The organism is Gardnerella sp. DNF00354, assembly GCF_049262755.1.
In the GTDB taxonomy this organism is placed as follows: Bacteria; Actinomycetota; Actinomycetes; order Actinomycetales; family Bifidobacteriaceae; genus Bifidobacterium; species Bifidobacterium vaginale.
Genome location: NZ_CP058402.1, coordinates 116,778 through 137,270 on the forward strand (window position 1 = coordinate 116,778; position 20,493 = coordinate 137,270).

At 44.4% G+C, this 20,493-nt stretch carries 14 protein-coding genes, 1 tRNA gene and 1 pseudogene; 3 read left to right on the top strand and 13 right to left on the bottom strand.

What is annotated here, in order from left to right; translation table 11 throughout:
• Nucleotides 1-92: 92 nt before the first annotated feature.
• From HXT24_RS00475 to nusA, 5 genes and pseudogenes are all read right to left on the bottom strand, one after another.
• Nucleotides 93-1,430 (bottom strand): riboflavin kinase, encoded by a 1,338-nt coding sequence (locus tag HXT24_RS00475; protein WP_415685964.1) that lies wholly within the window; start codon nt 1,428-1,430, stop codon nt 93-95.
• Between the two features lie 89 nt (nt 1,431-1,519).
• Nucleotides 1,520-2,721 (bottom strand): annotated as a pseudogene (gene truB, locus HXT24_RS00480) (tRNA pseudouridine(55) synthase TruB).
• Nucleotides 2,722-2,757: 36 nt separating this feature from the next.
• A complete protein-coding gene (gene rbfA, locus HXT24_RS00485) occupies nt 2,758-3,339 on the bottom strand; it encodes a 30S ribosome-binding factor RbfA (RefSeq protein WP_019261878.1) in 582 nt (193 codons plus the stop codon).
• A gap of 2 nt (nt 3,340-3,341) precedes the next feature.
• Nucleotides 3,342-6,275 (bottom strand): translation initiation factor IF-2, encoded by a 2,934-nt coding sequence (infB, locus tag HXT24_RS00490; RefSeq protein WP_410312054.1) that lies wholly within the window; start codon nt 6,273-6,275, stop codon nt 3,342-3,344.
• Nucleotides 6,276-6,529: 254 nt separating this feature from the next.
• Nucleotides 6,530-7,579, bottom strand: a complete 1,050-nt coding sequence (nusA, locus tag HXT24_RS00495) for a transcription termination factor NusA (RefSeq protein ID WP_415685883.1) — start codon at nt 7,577-7,579, stop codon at nt 6,530-6,532.
• Nucleotides 7,580-7,800: 221 nt separating this feature from the next.
• Between nusA and HXT24_RS00500 the strand changes: the two genes are divergently transcribed.
• Nucleotides 7,801-8,754: a hypothetical protein gene (locus HXT24_RS00500; RefSeq protein WP_422119415.1), complete on the top strand. Its 954-nt coding sequence runs from the start codon at nt 7,801-7,803 to the stop codon at nt 8,752-8,754.
• Between the two features lie 440 nt (nt 8,755-9,194).
• Here the strand turns inward: HXT24_RS00500 and HXT24_RS00505 are convergent, their stop codons facing one another.
• From HXT24_RS00505 to HXT24_RS00540, 8 genes are all read right to left on the bottom strand, one after another.
• Entirely contained in the window at nt 9,195-10,529 is a 1,335-nt protein-coding gene (locus HXT24_RS00505; RefSeq protein ID WP_422119416.1) for a C1 family peptidase, read from the bottom strand.
• A 178-nt stretch (nt 10,530-10,707) separates the two neighbouring features.
• Entirely contained in the window at nt 10,708-12,099 is a 1,392-nt protein-coding gene (locus HXT24_RS00510; protein ID WP_019261882.1) for a cell division protein, read from the bottom strand.
• Between the two features lie 109 nt (nt 12,100-12,208).
• Entirely contained in the window at nt 12,209-12,880 is a 672-nt protein-coding gene (locus HXT24_RS00515) for a pyroglutamyl-peptidase I (RefSeq protein ID WP_004115940.1), read from the bottom strand.
• Nucleotides 12,881-12,911: 31 nt separating this feature from the next.
• Nucleotides 12,912-13,877, bottom strand: coding sequence for a polyphenol oxidase family protein (locus HXT24_RS00520; protein ID WP_415681425.1), 966 nt, complete (start codon nt 13,875-13,877; stop codon nt 12,912-12,914).
• Between the two features lie 54 nt (nt 13,878-13,931).
• Complete coding sequence (locus HXT24_RS00525) at nt 13,932-14,789, bottom strand: aldo/keto reductase (RefSeq protein ID WP_020761090.1); 858 nt, start codon at nt 14,787-14,789, stop codon at nt 13,932-13,934.
• A 126-nt stretch (nt 14,790-14,915) separates the two neighbouring features.
• Nucleotides 14,916-17,660 carry a polyribonucleotide nucleotidyltransferase gene (locus HXT24_RS00530; protein ID WP_422119417.1) on the bottom strand — a complete coding sequence of 915 codons (2,745 nt, stop codon included), beginning with the start codon at nt 17,658-17,660 and terminating at the stop codon, nt 14,916-14,918.
• A 434-nt stretch (nt 17,661-18,094) separates the two neighbouring features.
• Entirely contained in the window at nt 18,095-18,364 is a 270-nt protein-coding gene (gene rpsO / locus HXT24_RS00535) for a 30S ribosomal protein S15 (RefSeq protein WP_004111957.1), read from the bottom strand.
• A gap of 145 nt (nt 18,365-18,509) precedes the next feature.
• Complete coding sequence (locus HXT24_RS00540) at nt 18,510-19,190, bottom strand: DedA family protein (protein ID WP_422119418.1); 681 nt, start codon at nt 19,188-19,190, stop codon at nt 18,510-18,512.
• 398 nt (nt 19,191-19,588) lie between these two features.
• On the opposite strand from HXT24_RS00540, the gene HXT24_RS00545 reads away from it, so the two are divergent.
• Both HXT24_RS00545 and HXT24_RS00550 read left to right on the top strand, forming a co-directional pair.
• Nucleotides 19,589-20,236, top strand: coding sequence for a hypothetical protein (locus HXT24_RS00545; protein ID WP_019261886.1), 648 nt, complete (start codon nt 19,589-19,591; stop codon nt 20,234-20,236).
• Nucleotides 20,237-20,399: 163 nt separating this feature from the next.
• Nucleotides 20,400-20,472, top strand: a tRNA-Ala gene (locus tag HXT24_RS00550).
• The last annotated feature ends 21 nt before the right edge of the window (nt 20,473-20,493 follow it).

Below are 20,493 nucleotides of genomic sequence, written 5' to 3' on the forward strand. Positions count from 1 at the left end.
CAAAACACCACAGCTTCAGCCAATAATCTGATTAAATCAGATTACAATCAAGCTAGATCAAGAAAAATCAGCCTAAACTAATCTAAACCAGCTTATCGGTTTTCAGCATCAGTTATTTCTCGCACTTTCTCAACATCGTGTCTCACAGCATCCTTAAGACTTTCAACAGAATCGAAGGCATGTTGAGGACGTAAGAATTGCGCAAATTCAATGCAAATGCGATGACCATACAAATCCTGCCACTTATCTGTTAGAGCATAAGCTTCAACCACGCGATTTTCACTATCATTAGGATACGTGGCAGAATCGTCGCCAAAATCAGAGATAGAATCAGATTCAAAGATATCGCCAGAATCACCAGAAACTACATTCTTAACAGAAGAACCTTCATTCGATTCAGCAAAAGTTGGCTTAGTTCCAATTGAAATCGCAGCAGCCCAACGCCATGGCGAATGAACTCCAAGATGCAACTCATCCTTGCGCAAAACGCCAACACTCGGAATGTTAGAAGAATGCAAATTATCTGCACTAGCCTCGTCCGCATCTAAATCAACAATCCAGCCAGCGTAAACTCCATCAACAGGCACATACCCATCAATACGCTCGCCCAAATTCACTGTTGGGAAACCGATTTCACGACCGCGCTCGGCACCATGAACCACAATACCCTCAACTCTATGCGGTTGACCAAGAACATCCCTAGCATCGCGAACCCTACCATTCGCGAGCATCCATCGCACATTCGTAGAGCTCCAAGCACGAACCTTCTTATTCGGCATACCTTTACTCCAAGCGCGATATTCCGCCTTGTTCATACCATCCGCAGGGTCTTTTGGCTCTCCATCTTCAGACGGAACTTCTGGCACAATTGGGTCTGGAACACGAACATCCCCTGGACCAAAATCGTCTACCACAACCAAATCAAAAACGCCCGTAGCCTGCGCAAGCTCCTTAATCGCATGAACATTTCCAGCTCTACGCGCTCCAAGGGCTGCATCCGACCCGAGCACAAGTGCACGCATACCAAGTTTTCCAACAAGCTGCCCTAGGAAGAATCTGTATGATTTTGCAGCAAAAGCTAAGCTATATCGAACAATGATCACATGATCCACGTCTAGCTGCTGCAAAACCCTGAGACGCTGACGAACACTTGTTAACGCCTGCGAATCCACTGGAATCTGTGCGTTATCTCCAAAATCGTCGAATAAATCTGGGTTTTCATGAACCACGCTTGGTCGCGGATCAAACATTATAACAACAGAAAACGCATTGTTTTTGCGAGCAAGATCAACGGTGCGTTCAATAACTTTTCTATGCCCTAGGTGCATGCCGTCAAACACACCTATCGTAACAATCGCCTTACGCTGAGCACTTAATGTTGGCCAATTAATCATGCCGTTGGCATCTGGTCGAATGTTGATGACCTTCATCATATCCTTACTATTCGCAACTATCCGAAATAAGCAGCATTACTGCCGCGAACCCTTATTTTCACACTATTAACTATTTTACCAGCAAACTAGCTTTGTACAAATACCACAATAGGTTTAGCTTCTATTTGATTTATGTTTTTTTCATTTTTTTCTTGTAACTTGGAGAACGCTCTGCTTCCCCCTGCGGTTGCTGGCGACTTTTCAGCGGTTTCCAGAACTGCAACAACATCGTTTTGATCATCTTTTTCGGCTTTTACGTATGCAATAGCATTTTTTCCACTAATCGCAGGAATCACTATTTTTCTACCAAAACGCAAGTCTTTAGCCTGATTTTCGCTGATTTCAACTGTTTGCATGGTTAATTTTGCGGATTCAAACATACTTAGAACACGATTTTGTAAATCATAATTTTTTTGTGCAGATTTTTTGCAAGAAGAATCTCCAGATAAGTCGCAAGCAACCGAACTGTTAGAAACACTGTCAGAAAAATAGTTAGAAACACTATCGTGTCTGTCAGATACAACAGCCTTTGCACGAGTCTGAGTCACGCCATTCTTGTCCGTAAACGTACGAATCCTAGTTTCAAGCTTAAGAACCCTATCATCTTCTACCGAAAATTCACCAATTCGAGTTCGCCTAAGACTTACTAAATGTCCTCCTACACCAAGAACACGTCCTAAGTCGCGAGCAAGTGCGCGAATATACGTGCCGCTAGAACAAGAAACACTCGCACGCACATCAACAACTTTTACACCGCTTACACCCACATTAAAGCGCGCATCCAGAAGCGAAAAGTCATGAATAACAACTTCTCTCGGCTCTAAATGAACATCTTTACCTTCACGCGCTAAGTCATAAGCACGCACACCGTTTATTTTAATAGCCGAAAAAGCCGTTGGCGTTTGCATAATATGCCCAGTAAAATTCTCAGCGATTACACAACGCAATTCTTTAAGAATCTCATCAGTATTTGCAGAGTTTAGAATGCTATTTTCATCATCAACACTTGAAACGACATCACCATCTGCATCATCCGTATTGGTTGATTCGCCAAGACGAATCACAGCCTCATAAGTCTTATCGTGACCAAGCAAATAGTTAAGCAAGCGAGTGGCGTTACCAAACCAAGAATCAGCAATCCTGTAGCCATTGGGTCAAGCGTTCCCGCATGACCTACGCGTTTAGTGTGCAACAATCCTCTTGCACAAGACACAACGTCATGGCTGGTAACGCCTTTCGGCTTATCTACTAATAAAATGCCTGAAGATGATGTTTGAGAACTACTCATTACTAAATTTTATTTGATTAATTATTTGATTTAAAACTATAATTCCGAATGAGCAGAATCATCTAAATCGTCGGTTGCTGGCGACTTATCTTCTACAAAATCGTTTTCGCTGTTCTCATAATCCTCATACTCGTCGGAGTCATCAAAATCATCAGAATCATCGGAATCGTCAAAATCCTCATCTTCACGAGGCTTTTTATACGGATCCTCTTCACCAGCGTACCGAGCATTTTCTCGCGCTTTAGCTAGCTCCTCATCACGCTTACGCGCGGCGACCAAAATGTCTTCAATCTCATGAGCTTCACTAGGAACCTCATCGTAAACAAATTGGATTTGAGGAGTTAAACGCAATCCAGCCTTAGCTCCAACTAGAGTGCGCAAACGCCCCTTAGCCTGCTGCAAAGCTTGAGCTGCACGCTGACGCTCACCCTGCTCTTTACCAACAGTACCAAGCTGTGTCCAATACACTTTAGCGATCTGCAAGTCGTTAGTAACTCTCACTTCTGTAATAGTCACATTAGCAAGTCGCTTATCGTGTAAATGAGCCTCCATGTTGGACGCAATCACTCTGTGAATCAGAGCCGCAATTCGCGCGGCTCTAGGGTTTGTTCCTGCCATAATTACTTGCGCTCAATCTGCTTCATTTCAAAGGTTTCGATTATATCGCCAAGCTCAATGTCGTTAAAGCTGCCAAGGTTAATGCCTGCCTCGTAGCCTTCGCTAACGGATTGAACATCATCCTTGAACCTACGCAAGCTGGAGATTTCAAGATCGTTAACAGTAGCAACACCGTTACGCAAAATACGGCACTTTGTACCGCGCTTAACTTCGCCGTCTTGAACCATAACGCCAGCAATATTGCCAAACTTGGAAGAACGGAAGATTTCACGAATCTCAGAGTGAGAAGTAACAACCTCTTCAAACTCTGGCTTAAGCATACCCTTCAAAGCAGCTTCAATATCTTCGATAGCCTTGTAAATAACCGAGTAGTACTTGACTTCCACGCCCTCGCGGTCTGCCAAATCGGCAACCTGACGGTTTGGACGCACGTTGAAGCCAATAATCACAGCCTTATCAACTGTTGCCAAGTTCACATCGTTCTGAGTAATTGCACCAACACCGCGGTGAATAACCTGAATTCCAACTTCGTCGGAAACCTCAATCTTCATCAAGGAATCTTCCAAAGCCTCAACAGAACCAGAAGAATCGCCCTTAATAACAATGTTGAGCATATCAACTTCGGACTTAGCAAACTGTTCCTTAAGGCTTTCAAGAGACACAACCTTGCGACGCTTAGCGAGCTGAGCTGCACGCTCTGTAGCTTGGCGCTTTTCGGCAATCTGGCGAGCGGAACGATCGTCGGATGTGACTAAGAACAAGTCTCCTGCAGTTGGAACAGAAGTCAAACCAAGCACCTGAACTGGCGTAGATGGACCAGCTTCCTGCAAGTGGTTGCCATTTTCGTCGAGCATTGCGCGAACACGACCATAAGAGGTACCTGCAACAATAGAATCTCCGACTTTAAGCGTTCCTTGCTGAACAAGAACAGTAGCAACAGCGCCACGACCCTTATCAAGTCGAGCTTCAACGGTTGCACCACGAGCATCCATGTTTGGATTTGCCTTAGGGTCAAGCTCAGCGTCAGTTGTCAAAAGAACAGCCTCAAGAAGCTTATCTACGTTAGTTCCCTGCTTTGCGGAAATATCCACAAACATGGTGTCACCGCCGTATTCTTCTGGCACAAGACCGTACTCTGTAAGCTGACCGCGCACCTTATCTGGGTTTGCTCCAGCAACATCAATCTTGTTTACAGCCACAACAATAGGCACGTGAGCAGCCTGAGCGTGGTTGATTGCCTCAACAGTTTGAGGCATAACGCCGTCGTCTGCTGCAACAACAAGAATTGCAACGTCTGTAAGCTCTGCACCACGAGCACGCATAGCAGTAAACGCTTCGTGGCCTGGGGTATCCAAGAACGTAATCTTGCGCTTGTCTCCGTCTAAAGTAACCGTAACCTGATAAGCGCCAATACGCTGAGTAATTCCACCAGCTTCTCGAGCTACAACATTCGACTTACGAATAGTATCGAGTAAGCGAGTTTTACCGTGATCAACGTGACCCATAACGGTAACAACTGGAGGACGAGTTACAAGATTATCGTCTTCTTGAAGTTCCTCTTCATCCAAATCAATGTCGAACTGTTGAAGAAGCTCTTTATCTTCTTCTTCTGCAGAAACGAGATTAATATTCCAACCGATTTCTTCGCCAAGAATCTGGAATGTTGTTTCATCCAAAGACTGTGTAGCTGTAGCCATTTCTCCAAGATGGAACAAAACAGTCACCAAAGCAGCTGGATTTACATCAATCTTTTCTGCCAAATCAGAAAGCGTTGCACCTTGACGAAGTCGAATCGTAGCACCATTTCCAGAAGGAATACGCACGCCGCCAATCACTGGTGCTTTAAGCTCTTCGTATTCTCTGCGCTTTGCAAGACGATTCTTTCGAGCCTTAGAGGACTTTCCACCCTGACGACCAAATGCGCCTGCAGCACCTGCGCGACCGCGACCACCGCCACGAGATGGACCAGCATTTGGAGCGCCTGCAGCCGCAGCTTGGAAACTTGCAGCCTGATTTGCATTAAAGCGCGATTCTGCAGACGGACGAGAGCTTGCGCCATTACCGCCACCCTGACGATGTGAACCAGACCACTGCGAAGAGCGGTTCGAACCATTACCGCCGCCCTGACGAGCGCCTCCGCGACCACCGCGACCGCGACCACCGCCGTTGCCATTACCGCCGCCCTGACCAGGCTTTGCTCCACGAGAATTTTCTGCAGCAGCGCCTGGACGTGACATTGGGTGAGGACGAGGAATATCACCAGGTGTAGGAGCGCGCATACCTTGCTTTCGGCTGAACGGATTGTTACCTGGACGAGGAGCAGAACCAGAGCCAGCACCCTGATGCGGACGAGGGCGTGGAGGCATCTGAGAAGAACGATCTGACTTAGAAGAACGATTTTCCCCGCGCTTATCGCCTCGTGCATCGTTACGATTTTCGCCACGCTTATCGCCTCCACGCTTAGAATCAGCGTTAGCGATAGCATGTGGCTTTACGTGACCAGCAGAAGGCTTAGGAATTACACCATTTGGAGTGGAAGATGAATGATTTTCTTTATTGTCACTATTATCATGATTATCATGTGACTTTTGCGAAGAATGCTGTTTTTCCGAAGCTTTTTCTGAAGACTTATCCAAATTTCGTTTTTCAGCATTATTCTGAGCCAACGACTCCGATTTATTAGAAGAATGATTAGTCTTATTCGAAGAATTATCAGCATTCTTATTTGCAGCAGGTTTCGCATCATTCTTTGCAGCAGACGATCCAGAAGATGATCCAGCGGACGCAAACTCTGTTTTTAATCTACGTGCAACAGGAGCCTCTACTGTTGAAGACGCGGACTTAACAAATTCGCCCATGCTCTTCAACCGCTCCAACACGGTTTTGCTGTCTACACCAAACTCTTTAGCTAGTTCGTATACGCGCTTTTTTACCACTCAGTGTTCTCCTCAGTCTGTGGCAGCGCAAAACGAACGCAGCCACTTTATATTTTTATAAGATTCTTATTCTTATGCTCTTTAGTGAGATACCTCATAATGCGATATCTCATCGTGCGACCATGATTTCAACCATGATTTTCCGTACCTCGTTCCCACTAGGCAGAAAGCTGCGCATAAGCCCAAATTGCAGCTTTCAGCATACTCGAAACGTTGGATTCTCGGGAGTGTCGCTAATGCTAATCCACGGGATGTTACTCTGCTGAAACCTTAGAATCAGCATTAATTTCTTCCTGCTTCTTAGCATGTTCTTCCGCAGACTCAATACCAATCTTCCAACCAGTAAGTTTTGCTGCAAGCCTTGCGTTTTGACCTTCCTTACCGATAGCAAGAGAAAGCTGAGAATCATGAATAAACGCTACAGCTGTCTGGCTCTTTTCACTAACAACATGAACCTGTGTTGCTGTTGCTGGAGAAAGAGCAGCGGCAACAAACTTCGCTGGATCTTCCGACCAATCAACAATATCTATTTTTTCTGGACCAAGATTCTCCATAACAGCACGAACACGAGAACCACCAGGACCGATCAAAGCACCCTTTGGATTAACACCTTCCGTGTTGGCGCGAACAGCGATCTTAGTGCGAGCGCCAGCTTCGCGAGCAATAGCCATAATCGAAACTGCTCCAGAAACAAGTTCTGGAACTTCGCGCTCAAAAAGTCTACGAACAAGATCAGGATGAGACCTAGAAACAACGATTTCTGGACCACGCAAACCACGAGCAACGTTCACAACGTAAACACGAATACGCTCACCATGACGATATCTTTCGCCTGGAACCTGCTCACGACGCGGTAAAATCGCCTCAACATCTCCAACAGCAACATGAATATTAGAAGGATCTTTAGAATCCTGCTGCACAACGCCGTTAATCAACTTTCCTTTTTGTCCAGAAAAAGCACCAAATACACGGTCATCTTCTACTTTACGGAAAAGTTGAGTAATAACCTGACGTGCCGTAGCAGCAGCAAGACGTCCAAAATCACGAGGTGTATCATCGTATTCTTCGCCAAGAGTTGGTGCTGGATGAGGATTATCTTCCGTAGGAACTCCAGGAATCTCGTCTTTTGCCCACACTGTAAAGCTGCCAGCACGCTCATCTAATTCAACGCGAGCATGCCTAGCTGGGTGAGAAGTCTTCATATATGCAAGACGCAAGGCCTCGGCGAGTGCCTCGTCCAGCTCCTCGGCATTAATCCCCTGCTGCGCCGCAAGCTGATGCATTCCCGCCAAATCCAATTCCATCGTGCATGTCCTCCTGTTGAAAATTCATTTATAAATTCACTTATAAAATTAACTTATTTTTCTTTTATCGCGATTAGCACACAACAAACGCGTTAAAATCTAAATCTAACAACGGTTGTAAAGCACAAAATCTTATGACTGCAATTGAAAATGTTAAGCATACAATGCCAAACGCAAAACAAGCAAACATTGGTCACAGTCACGGACTATTTTAGTAGATTATGCAGACACAGTTTGTTTTGTTAAGAAGCCTATTAGAGCGCACAAAACACAATCAAAAGCGCAATCAAAAGCATACGCAAAATCATCTTTTAATAGTTGCAGCATTAATGTCAATAACAATGCTTTTCAGTGCATGTTCTAGTACAAAAGAATTAAAAAACAACAATCTGCATTCTTTGCAAAACCACGAACCTTGCTACAAAATTATGCAAAAAGCAAAATCAAGCCAAGAAAAAGTGGATAAAAAAATAAATAACTTAACATCTAAAGACTTAAAGAATGCTTCTGACACATGGAAAAAAGTCGCAGTTCAATGTAACAGTAGATTCGCTCAAGGCGTTGTGTTCAGTGCCCAAAACATTTGGAAATTAGCCAATTTAAATCAAACTGGAAATTCTGAAACAATTAAGCTAGCTGAGCAACTAGAATTAAACGCTTACAAAAAAATCCAAGACTTTGCAGACAATAACAAAAACCTATACTGGAATCATGATCCGCTAGCAAAAGCAGCTGTAGCACAAGACAAACTCGCATTTCTATTGCAAACGCTAGCTGCTAGAGATGCAAAAAACGTTTCACTTCGGCAAAGCGACATGACGGCTACAATTTCAAACACACTTATGCACTTTGCATCAAGTGGAAGTGACTTGCGTCAAAAAGTCTATGAGATACCTCAGCAAAACTTGGAATCAGGAATCGCTAAAGACAACGCCACAGGAAAAGAACTACCTATTGTTGCAATAGCCTATATGGATTGTGCAAGAGAAGAACTAGCCGCGTTAAATCAAACGATTTTCCCCATAAACAAAGACGGAAAAATAAATAATGATGCGATTGTAAGTATCGAAAATCAAGATTTTATAGGTGTACTTGCAGATATCGTAGTTTCACACATAATAAGCGCGTATTCAAACGGATACCCAACTGACGATTCTGCAATCTTTGAACAATAAACGCACTAACCTAGCAACTTCGAGCAAGCTAGGGCGCATTAGAGTAGGCTAATTTCCTAGTGAAATTAGCCTAAGCTACAACATTCGCGCGGTCTAAGCGCGCGAACGTCCTCGCTGCAGCAGAAGCAATGCTTCTGCCCTAAGCAGCTCGGGCGCTTTGGAGTAACGCGAAGCGCAAAAACTACATAAATACACAATGTGACACCTGCTGCGTCAATCGAGACGCAGCAGGCCTCGCTTGCGTTGAAAGTCCAGTGGACTTTCAACCTGAGCAAGCTCGGGCGCATTAGAGTAGGCTAATTTCCTAGTGAAATTAGCCTAAGCTACAACATTCGCGCGGTCTAAGCGCGCGAACGTCCTCGCTGCAGCAGAAGCAATGCTTCTGCCCTAAGCAGCTCGGGCGCTTTGGAGTAACGCGAAGCGCATTATGCAGCTTCGCGTTAAGCCAAAGCGCCCATTGGGTCCCATGCTGGTAAAACAATTGCTGGCTCTTCAAGCGCCTTACGATACTCCTCTGGCAAAAGCGCCTTAGGCACAGCAACCTCATACACGTACTCAGTAAACCAATCGTCACTCATAGTAAAGTAACCCTTGTCGGCAATATCCGCGCCCCAAGAGTTCTCAACGCGCCAGCGGCGAGTAGTCGTGCCATCTTCCGCAACATCAACCCCAGCAAACGCCATCGCATGATTCATCGCCGAATCAGCAAAACGCACACGCTGCTCCTTGTTTAAATCAAAATCAACGCCATAAACGCGATCATACTCAAACAAATCCGTAGCCCAAGCACCGTTTACACGATCCATCATAGGATGGCAATCCGCACCAAACCAAACTGGAATGCCCTGCTCAACGAGGATCTTACGCACACAATCCTTCATAAACTGATTTGGTACGTTCAAATATTCCGTAGCGTCTCCACCAGCAACGTTACCCAAGTGCTCAATCGCAATCTTCTTGCCCTTTGGATGCTCCGCACGCGGGTCGTCTACTAGGCAAACGTAATCTTCCAGCCCAGCCGTAACATACTTCTTCCAAAACTCAACTGGCGTAATCTCGCCATCGCGATGGAACTTTCCGTCCTCGTCCGCCCATTCCCAGTCGAAGCTCTTTGGCGGCTCACCCAAGTGGATTGTAAGAATCCTATGACCTGCAGCAGTTGTTTCCGCAATTATGTCGTCAATATCTGCAGCATTAGCGTACATATGTGCAACAGCTGTTCGCAGCAAACGGCGAAGCTGAGTGTTCATAGCGTCCGTATCTTTAGACGATTCCGTTTCTGGATACAAGTCTTTAGGCACGGCACCATACTTCTTATAGACGTTCATAGCCATTGTCCACTGACCGCCGTCACCCATAACGTCGTGCAACAAATGCTGTACTAGTCTAGAATCAGCTGGTTCACCAGAGCGAACAAGAGCCGCAACATCCTTTAAGAAATAGTTGATTCGCTCAAGCTTATCGAAATACATTGCGTAATTTTGCGAAAACTCAAAATCCTTAACTTTAAGCGTTTTTTTAGCCACAAATCGCGCAACGTTCAAAGAGCTAAATAGCCAGCAGCGACCAGAATGATCCTGATGCCTTGCGTCACCATTATCCACAACCGTTGAGAATCGGCGCTGCAATAAACGCGCGCGGTCATAGTTGCGCGCCACCTTGTCGATTCCAGCGGCAGTAACACCGTTCATTGCTAAACGATTCAATGGATTCGCGTCAAAATCGTCACGCAAACCTTGCAAAGCCTCGGCACTTAATTCAGAGATCTCAGTCACTGTCTAACCTTTCTTGTTTTTCCTTATTTTATCTTTATTTTTTATAGTTTATTTTAGCTTTTTATGCAAATCTTCGGATGCTTGCGACTTTTCCGTGGAATCTCTTTACTGCTTTTCTTTATGAGTTTTCACTTATAAATCCACCACACAGCACAATTCGCTACTCGCAACTCGCCACTCAGGATTCCTGAGCGATAGCTTCTTCAACTTGGGCTTGTGCGTCTTTCCTCGCCTGTTTTTGGGCATCAGCATCGCTATTATCCGAAGCATCCGCATCTGCAGAATCGCCAGAATGCCCCTGCCCAGAAACAGCATCACCAAAATCAAATCCAGAAAAAGCGTTTGCAAACAAAGACCTAAGCTCGGTAACACGTTGCGTAATTTGCGCTTCCCTATGCTGCAACTGTGTTAGGCGCGCAGTCATACCATCCAGCTCCTGCTGAGCCGCTGCCCTACGCTCTTCCACTTGAGCCGTAGCATCTTGCATAGCTTTACGAACGATTTGTGCAGCCTGAGCATCTGCATCCTTATGCGCCTGTGCAGCATAATTATCCGCATCCTGATGAATAGTTTTTGCCCTAGCAACAAGCGCATCAGCCTCTTCTTGAGCAGCATGTTCTCGCTCTTTCAATCCAGATATAAGTTCGTTCACCTTTTTTGTTGCTTCTTCTTGCTGAGCTGCAATATCGTTTCTAATTTGCTCAACTTCTGCACTAACCTGGCTTAGCGTGCGCGTGCGCTCAACTTGCGCTTCGTCTGCAATCTCCTGGGCTTTCGCAGCAGCAGCATCTGTAATTTCTCCAGCCTTGCGCTGCGCATCCGCCATCATCTTTGTTGCTCGCTCCTGCATGTCTGCAAGTTTCTTGTTTGCTTCTGCCAAAGCCGACTCAATCTGATCATTTGTCTCTGCTTTAGCATGAGCAATTTCCGCGTTTGCCGCAGACCTTTGTTCCGCGATTTTCTGCGCTGCATCCGCTTTTAGCTGTGCAATTGCACGCTCCTGCTCGGATTTTTCGGATGCCATTCGCTTCGTGTGTTCTTCTCTAGCGTTGTTTATTTCCAGCGTTGCAGCATCTCTTTGTGCAGTAACATCTTTGTTTGTTGTTTCACGCAAACGCTGCGAGTCTTCTTTTGCCGCACTCGTCATCTGGCTTGCCTTGTTGCTTGCTGTAGAAAGCAGCGTATCCGCTTTTGTTTGAGCCTCTTGCAGCAAATGCTCTGCGTCTAATTTTGCATTATTTAGCAAGGTTCCCGCCTGCGCCTGAGCAGTTTTTTTAATCGACGCAGCGTCTTGCTTTGCGCGTTCAATTAGCTGCGCACTCGTCTGTTCTGCCGACGCAAGTAATTGTTGCGCATTTGCGCCCAAAGATGCAAAAGTATTCCCGCTTTTTGCACGTTTAACATTATTTTTTTCTTCTTGCAATTGTGCTTGCAATTGAAGAATAGATTCATCACTAGATCGCACTTGTTCACGCAGACGCGATATTGTGCGCTCGTAGTTAGAAAAGGCTTCGTTGACTTTATCTTTGTCGTATCCGCGCAAAGCAGTTGGGAAACGATCTGGCACCATAGTTTTTCCTTTCACAAACCCCCGCACGATTCACTAACTTATCGTGCACACTCCATCAGCAATAACGCTATCACTTTAGACGCAAAAACACTCGGGCGTGTCGAGCGAACTACTCGAGCAATATGCTTAAAGATGAAGGTTTCATATAGTATTTTACGGCTTCACGAATTATGTTTTGACCAGCTTTTATTTGCGAATCTAACGGCAGCCCATGCCTAGCGTCATGAGTTGCAACAACTGGAGGAAAACTTACAAATCCTGCGATTATCTGCTTTTTAGAATTATTGGACGCCCAATTTAATAGCCTATAAAACAGTGAGTTGCAAACGTATGTTCCTGCATCCGAACTTAGTGTTGACGCTATTGCGTCGTGAGCAAAATCGTTCAGAATCATTCGCAATGGCAACCTAGTCCAATATGCAGATGGTCCATTTTCAACAATTTGTACACTTTGTGGAGTGTGGTTATCTACGTCTGGTTTAGTTGCATCCATAATATTTGTGGCGCACCGTTCTAATTGCACTCCGCGAGCAGTATGTTTTACCCCTGTTGCTATTACAATATCCGCATCTTGCGCATTAATCATTTCTAAAAGCTGAGGCCATGCGTTTGCAAAGCTAATCGGCAGCATTACAGACTTGATATTTACTCTAACATCTTCTGGAAGATCAAGCTCCTGACTTGAATATTGTTCTAAAGCCAATGGCACTTCGTAAGACGGGTTTACGCTAAGATCAGCATATGGTCCAAATCCTGAAATAACTACGTTAATTTGCTTCATAACAATAGCTTTCTACGAATAGATTTGCTTTTTACTTATCTTTGACTATAAGCGCAAGCAATCGTCCTTCATGTGATTTTCCAGCAAGACCTGCGCGTCTATGAGAATACCAGAGTGGATTTTCCAACGTGCACATTGGGTTTTGCAACGCCTGAAGACGACTTTTCAGCGTTCCACCTTCGCAATCAACATCGCAAACTGTACTCAATTCTTCGTCTTCTGCCAAATATTGAGTTGCGGCTGTAACTCGCGGCAAAGCGTCAACAACGTTTGCAACTCCTGCCAGCGCTAAATCAATGCGGGCAGCTTCAGCAATATCAATTCCCACTCCACCAAAACGCGTTTGTGTTACAGTTTGTGGATATCTGCGTTCAAAGTCGCTAGCTATTTCTTCGCCAACTTCGTAGCAATCGCCACAAATGCATGGTCCAAGAACAGCTGTTATATTCGAGCGTTCGGCTCCTTTTTCACACATTGCTTCAATAGTAGAATCAAGTACTCCAGCCATTAAGCCTTTTCGTCCGCAATGCGCTGCAGCTATTACTCCAGATTCACTATCGGCAAGTAAAACTGGTAGGCAATCTGCAGCAAACATACCTAAAGCGAGTGAGCATGCTGTTGAAACTTGCGCATCAGCCTCAATTCGCACTTTTGAATCTGCAAAACCTGTTGCATCAAAACCATACGGAGTGTTCCACGAATCAACTATTGAATCTGCATCAAACACGCTATTTCCATGCACTTGGCTAACAAGACACAAGTCGGCTTTAAGAGTATTTTGCAAAGCACAACGGTTGCTAAACACAGCTTTAGCATCGTCGCCAGCTTTGCCACCTAGGTTAAGCGACGCAAAATCACCTTCGGAAATGCCACCTAATCGTGTTGTAAAAACGGCGTGAGCGCGCGACCCCAATGGCACTGGAATTGTCACTGGAATTGGCAACCCATGCTCGTCTTCATGAGCAAGTGGCATTCCTGCTACGCTAGTTTCCTGCATATTATTCGCTTTCGTTTTGTTTTATTTGCCGTAACAAGTTATTTGCCGTAAAAGTTAGCCCAAATAAGCTAATTCTTCATCGCTTAACTGCAAATCCGCAGCTTTTAGACTATCCAATATTGTAGCTGGTCTATGAGCGCCTGGAATAACAAAAACGTTATTTCCCTTAGCAAGCTCCCAAGCCAAAACAACCTGCTGATAGCTAACTTTATGAGCATCTGCCACTTTGCGGAACGGATCAAAAAGATGCTCGTCATATGGGTGACGGAACCCTCCAAGAGGACTCCAGCAAACAAACGCAATTCCAAGCTGCTTGCAATATTGCAACGTGTCTTCATTCTCTAAATGCACTGGAGAATACTGGTTTTGCACAGCCACAAGCTTTTCTCCAAGAATTCCGCGCGCAATGTCAATCTGCTCAACAGATGCGTTAGAAATGCCAATTTCGCGCGCAACTCCTTCATCGAGCAACTGTTGCATTGCTTCAATCGACTCGTTGTATGGAACTTCTGGATCTGGCCTGTGGAAGTAAAGCAAATCAATCGTATCTACGCCAAGAGCCATTGCTGACTCTTTGGCATGCGCAATCAAATGCTCTGGCTTACCATCTTTACCCCATGTTGGTCGTCCGTCAGTAAAGTTGCGGAAGTGTCCGACTTTTGTTGCAACTAAAATAGAAGACTTGTCTCCATTCCAACTTTCTAAAGCTTCGCGAACAAGCTTTTCTCCAGTTTGTTCCTCGCCGCCAGAACAATAGTATGCCCATGCTGTATCGATATGAGTGCAGCCTGCATCAAGAGCTGCATGAATAGTTTCGATACCCATATCGTGTCCAAGATTGTTTTCAATCGTCAATGGCATTTCACCAAAACCAATAGCAGTGGTTTTAAATGACCCTAAAATGCGATCCATAATAGTATTTCCCTTATTTTAAGCCGTTTTAAAATGCCCCCAAGTGCAAAAGCTACTTGAAGGCATTTAGAATTATTTTTATTTTATGCGACTACGCTTTTGTGCGTTCATCTATTTGACTTAAGATTAATCCTCGTCAAATGGGTCAAAATCGCGACGGATCCTACGACGAGGACGCTCAGAACGCTCTTCGCGAGACGCGCGATACTCATCATAGTGATCGTCATCAGCTGCGTAACGTGGATTACGGTCGTTTCCACGACGATCGGCATTGCGATGAGCAGACCTATCTTCATGGCGATCATCGCGATTATCCCTGCGATCATCCCTATCATCATAGCGATCTTCACGAGGAGCGCGTCGGCGAGGACGATCTTCAAAATCGTTGTTATCGTAACGATTATCCCTGCGATCATCCCTTCTGGAAGAACGATCCTCGTAACGGTCAGAACGATCGCTTCTATCGTTTCGATCATTCCTATCGTCATAACGCGAATCACGATCATCACGAACATTACGGCGGCGAGGGCGCTCATCCCTATCGCCCCTATCATCCCTATCGTCACGTGGAGCGCGTCGGCGATCGCTTCTGCGATCATCCCTATCATCACGATCTTCGCGAGGAGCGCGACCACGGTTTTCGCGAGGCGCTGGAGTAGAAGATTCCTGATTCTCAAAACCTGGAATGGCCAAAGAAATCTTACCGCGTTCATCCACGCTTTGTACGATTACTTCTACGTTATCGCCTTCCTTAAGCACATCTTCAACGGTATCAATACGCTCACCATTAGCAAGGTTACGAATCTGAGAAATGTGCAGCAATCCGTCACTTCCAGGAGTCAAGTTTACAAAAGCACCAAAGCTTGTTGTCTTAACAACCTTACCAGTGAAAGTTTCACCAGCTTTTGGAATACGAGGATTTGCAATAGAGTCGATGATTTCCTTAGCCTTTTGAGCAGCTTCGCCGCCTTCAGAAGAAATATAAACAGTACCGTCGTCTTCAATGGCAATCTCGGCACCAGTTTCTTCTTGAATCTGGTTAATCATCTTGCCCTTAGGTCCGATTACTTCACCAATCTTATCTACAGGAATCGTAGTTGTGATAATGCGTGGAGCAAATGGGCTCATCTCAGCTGGGCAATCAATGCACTCGTTGATAACTTCAAGAATCGTTGCACGAGCTTCGTGAGCCTGCTGCAAAGCGGCAGCCAAAATATCAGCTGGAATGCCATCAAGCTTAGTGTCAAGCTGCAAAGCAGTGATGAACTCGGAAGTACCAGCAACCTTAAAGTCCATATCTCCGAAAGCATCTTCTGCACCGAGAATATCTGTCAAAGTCTTGAAGATATGCTTTCCATCCACGTCTCCTGAAACCAAGCCCATAGCAATACCAGCAACTGGAGCCTTCAAAGGCACACCAGCTGCAAGCAAAGAAAGCGTAGACGCGCAAACAGATCCCATAGAAGTGGAGCCGTTAGAACCAATAGCTTCCGAGACTTGACGAATAGCGTATGGGAACTCTTCACGACTTGGCAAAACTGGCACCAAAGCCTTCTCCGCCAAAGCACCATGACCAATCTCGCGACGCTTTGGAGATCCAACGCGACCAGTTTCACCAGTGGAATATGGAGGCATTTCGTAATTGTGCATATAACGCTTGGTTTGTGGACCAGAAAGCGCATCCACTTGCTGCTCCATCTTAAGCATGTTCAAAGTAGTTACGCCCAAAATCTGGGTTTCTCCGCGCTGGAATAGCGCAGAACCGTGAACGCGTGGAACAATATCTACTTCTGCACTAAGAGTACGAATATCGCGCAAACCGCGACCATCAATTCTGTAATCTTCCGTTAAAATACGACGACGAACAATCTGGCGCTGCAACTCCTTGAAGGCGTTACCAAGCTCCTTTTCCTTCTCCTCATCGTCCATATCAGTAAACTCTTCTGCGATTGCAGCACGCACGCCTTCCTTAATTTCAGCAATGCGATCTTGACGAGGAAGCTTTTCAGCAATAGAAAGAGCCTCGTTCAAATCAGCATGAGCAATCTCATCGATTCTGGCATAAAGTTCGTCAGTGTATTCTGGGAACAGCTGGAATTCCTTGGTTTCTTTAGCTGCAATACGCTTCAACTCATTCTGAGCGTCGCAAATAACCTTAATAAAAGGCTTTGCAGCTTCCAAACCACCTGCTACAACCTCTTCATCTGGCTTTACTTGACCCTCATTATAGATCAAATTCCAAGCGTTCTTGCCAGCGCCTGCTTCGATCATTGCAATAGCAACATCGCCATTTTCAATAACACGACCAGCCACAACAATCTCAAATACTGCACGCTCGCGCTCACTCCAACGTGGGAAAGCAACCCACTGACCATCAATCAAAGCCAAACGCACACCAGAAACTGGGCCTTCAAACGGCAATCCAGAAATCATAGTAGATGCAGATGCAGCATTCAAAGCAATAACATCGTATGCATCATCTGGATTAATTGCCAAAATCGTTTCCACAACTTGCACTTCGTTACGCAAAGTGTGTGGGAACAATGGGCGTAATGGGCGGTCAATAATACGGCACGCTAATGTTGCTTCGTTAGAAGGACGGCCTTCACGACGGAAGAAAGATCCTGGAATCTTTCCAGCAGCATACATTTTTTCTTCCACATCAACAGTTAATGGGAAGAAATCGTAATTTTCCTTTGGGCTAGATCCTGCAGTCGTCGTCGACAAAATCATGGAATCATCATCCAAATATGCGGCAACAGCACCGTCTGCTTGCTGAGCAAGGCGACCAGTTTCAAAGCGTAGCGTACGCTTTCCAAATGAACCATTATCAATAACGGCTTCTACAGCCTTAATTTCGGGACCCTCCACGGGTTCCTCCTTTTCTTAACTTACCTAATCAACCAACATGCGTAATAACATTGACAACTTCGCTTTTGTTATTTGTTTACCTCTAACATCCACGCGAATTTGCAAATTTGCATATGCCAATGTTTCTTTTCGTAGTGTTTTTTGTTTCGGCTACTTCAATCATCCATATTCAATTATGCTTCTAAATCTTCAGTTATAAATCTTATGAATCCTAAATTCTAAAATCCAAAAATATAAGTCTCTACAATATTTTCTATAGTTTTTCTATAACTTTACAAATTAGACACTATAAGTCTGTTTAAAACTAATAGATTTAATTCAAGCTTTTCTATTCTACTTCAAACCCACTAAAACCGATAAACCCGATAAATACATAATGAAAATATTCATCATGAAAATATAAAAGCCCGAGCTTATGCCCGGGCAAAAAAGACTTATCGGCGCAATCCGAGTCGATCGATCAAAGAACGATAACGGTTGATGTCTACACGCTTCAAATAATCAAGAAGACGACGACGATCACCAATCATGAGCATCATACCACGACGAGAGTGGTGATCATGCTTATGCTCCTTCAAGTGATCAGTAAGGTCAGCAATACGCTTGCTCAACAAAGCAACCTGGACCTCTGGGGAACCCGTGTCACCCTCATGTGTCGCGTATTCGTTGATGATGCTCTTCTTATCTTCAGCCGTCAATGCCACGGCGTCCTCCTTAATATCACTGCGCGGTGCTGCAACCTTATGATGCAGCGCTCTCAATCCGCGGGCGTTACACGCCAAGTGTTGATTCTACAACAACGTGTTAACAAGATTAATTCGATTGAATACTCGTAATTCTACCAATACCCTACTTCTCCAAACATTTCTTAGCTTTGTTAGCAGCATGAGCTTTATAAAGTCCAATAAACGTTGGTACAAGAGAAATCAGCAGAATCGCCACTATAACAAGCTCAAAATTCTTCTGAACAAAAGGAATATTGCCGAAGAAATATCCGAGCATTGTAAAAAGCGACGACCATACCACTCCACCAAAAATCGAGAAAGGAGTAAAACGAGTCCAACGCATTCCAGAAATACCCGAAATAAAAGGCATAAAAGTTCGTATAAACGGGAAAAACCTACCTAAAAACACAGCAAGAGGACCCCATTTATCAATCATCTTCTCTGTTTTAGCAACGCGTTCTGGAGTCAATGCCTTAACTTTACCAGATTCAACAATTCTTCTGCCGAAAAAGTGTCCGATGAAATAATTGCACTGGTCGCCAACAATAGGTGCTATCCACACAACCGCGAGCAAAAGCATAAGCGGAAGAGAACTTTTACCAGTTTGCGAATCTGGAGCGGCAAAGAATCCTGCTGCAAAAAGCAAAGAATCTCCAGGCAAAAATGGGAAAAACACAACGCCTGTTTCAATAAAAACGATTAAGAATATCAATCCCAAAGCAGGAGCTGTACCCATAGCAATCCAACCAGCTATAGCTGAACGCGGGTCTTTAAGAAGATTAAGAATAAAATGAATAAATCCCATACGAATACCTAAAATCCTGTTTTGTAGTGCCGTGTTGCACTTTCTATGCACGCATTTTGCGCGGATTAACAATTATATTGCACGCTTTAGATTATGAGATTATGATTTGAATCCTGAATTTGTTTCATTTTTGAATCCCGACTTTGTTTCCTTAAAACCGACATTTGACTACAAAACCAAGAACGCTAGCGCACTTACCGTGCACACGCAATACAGACTAACGATTAAACATGATTAACAAGATGATTAACAAGCTAACGATTCGAGATTTTTTACAGACAATCAGGCGTTTTTCGCGTATATTTTATTTTGCTGGTAATGTAGTCATTGAGAATTTGATATTACAAATTTGATCTAGCTTTAAAGTGTTTAACGCGTTTAAAGGAGAGTGGCAAAAGATGGATCAGCGTAAAGCAAACACTGATGCTAACGCAGATAAAACACTTGGATCACCTAACGAATTGGAATCTGAGCTATCGATAGCAGATATTTCCAAACGTCACTCTAATCCTAAACGCTGGATACTCTACTTTGCAGTGCTTCTAGCAGCAATAGTCATTCCATATTGGATAGGTAGAACATTAGCCGTACAACACACTTCATGGGTTGTTCAACATTATTCTGGTTTAACACCACAAGGCGTTGTGTTTATAGCATGGGTTACAACCGTTGCAACAGCTACAACACTAGCAATGGCATTAATAGAGTCTAAAAAATGGCTGTGGAGATTCTTATTCGTTATTTTTCTAACGATTGAACAATTTATAAGCGGCTTATGCTTGCTAAGACTAAGCTTTTGGTACTCAACATACGTCGTTTATGGGTCTGCAGCTGGACTGGCTAATGCAGCAAACCTTGGAATAATATCTGCAGGATTTGGCGTTGCTGTATACGCTGTTTTATTCGTAGGACTACTTGTAATAGTGCCTAAAACATCACGCTTAAATGTGCTGACTCGCAGCTGGGCATCATTAATAATGTTCTATACTATTGAAGTCTTAGCGATTCTTGTGGTGATTTTTGGCGGATTTATGACAGCAATGTAGCTTCCACATATGCATAATAAATGTGTGCACTATATGAAAATACAAATAAGCATTAGGCACATTATTATTGACATTTAAACGTTTTTTGCAACACTCCATACTGGTTTAGCATTGTACTTTTACGCACCTTGTAGTACAGTGTGCAGAGTTGTTGTAGAACAATGGGGCTATAGCTCAGTTGGTAGAGCGCTTCGTTCGCATCGAAGAGGTCGTGGTTTCGATTACCATTAGCTCCACTAAGCCCACTGCATTCATTC

Bases quoted from the DNA above. Each gene is read 5' to 3' on its own strand.
- HXT24_RS00475 (WP_415685964.1), bottom strand. From the start codon at position 1,430: ATGAAGGTCATCAACATTCGACCAGATGCCAACGGCATGATTAATTGG.
- rbfA (WP_019261878.1), bottom strand. From the start codon at position 3,339: ATGGCAGGAACAAACCCTAGAGCCGCGCGAATTGCGGCTCTGATTCAC.
- nusA (WP_415685883.1), bottom strand. From the start codon at position 7,579: ATGGAATTGGATTTGGCGGGAATGCATCAGCTTGCGGCGCAGCAGGGG.
- HXT24_RS00500 (WP_422119415.1), top strand. From the start codon at position 7,801: ATGCAGACACAGTTTGTTTTGTTAAGAAGCCTATTAGAGCGCACAAAA.
- HXT24_RS00510 (WP_019261882.1), bottom strand. From the start codon at position 12,099: ATGGTGCCAGATCGTTTCCCAACTGCTTTGCGCGGATACGACAAAGAT.
- HXT24_RS00515 (WP_004115940.1), bottom strand. From the start codon at position 12,880: ATGAAGCAAATTAACGTAGTTATTTCAGGATTTGGACCATATGCTGAT.
- HXT24_RS00520 (WP_415681425.1), bottom strand. From the start codon at position 13,877: ATGCAGGAAACTAGCGTAGCAGGAATGCCACTTGCTCATGAAGACGAG.
- HXT24_RS00525 (WP_020761090.1), bottom strand. From the start codon at position 14,789: ATGGATCGCATTTTAGGGTCATTTAAAACCACTGCTATTGGTTTTGGT.
- HXT24_RS00540 (WP_422119418.1), bottom strand. From the start codon at position 19,190: ATGGGATTTATTCATTTTATTCTTAATCTTCTTAAAGACCCGCGTTCA.
- HXT24_RS00545 (WP_019261886.1), top strand. From the start codon at position 19,589: ATGGATCAGCGTAAAGCAAACACTGATGCTAACGCAGATAAAACACTT.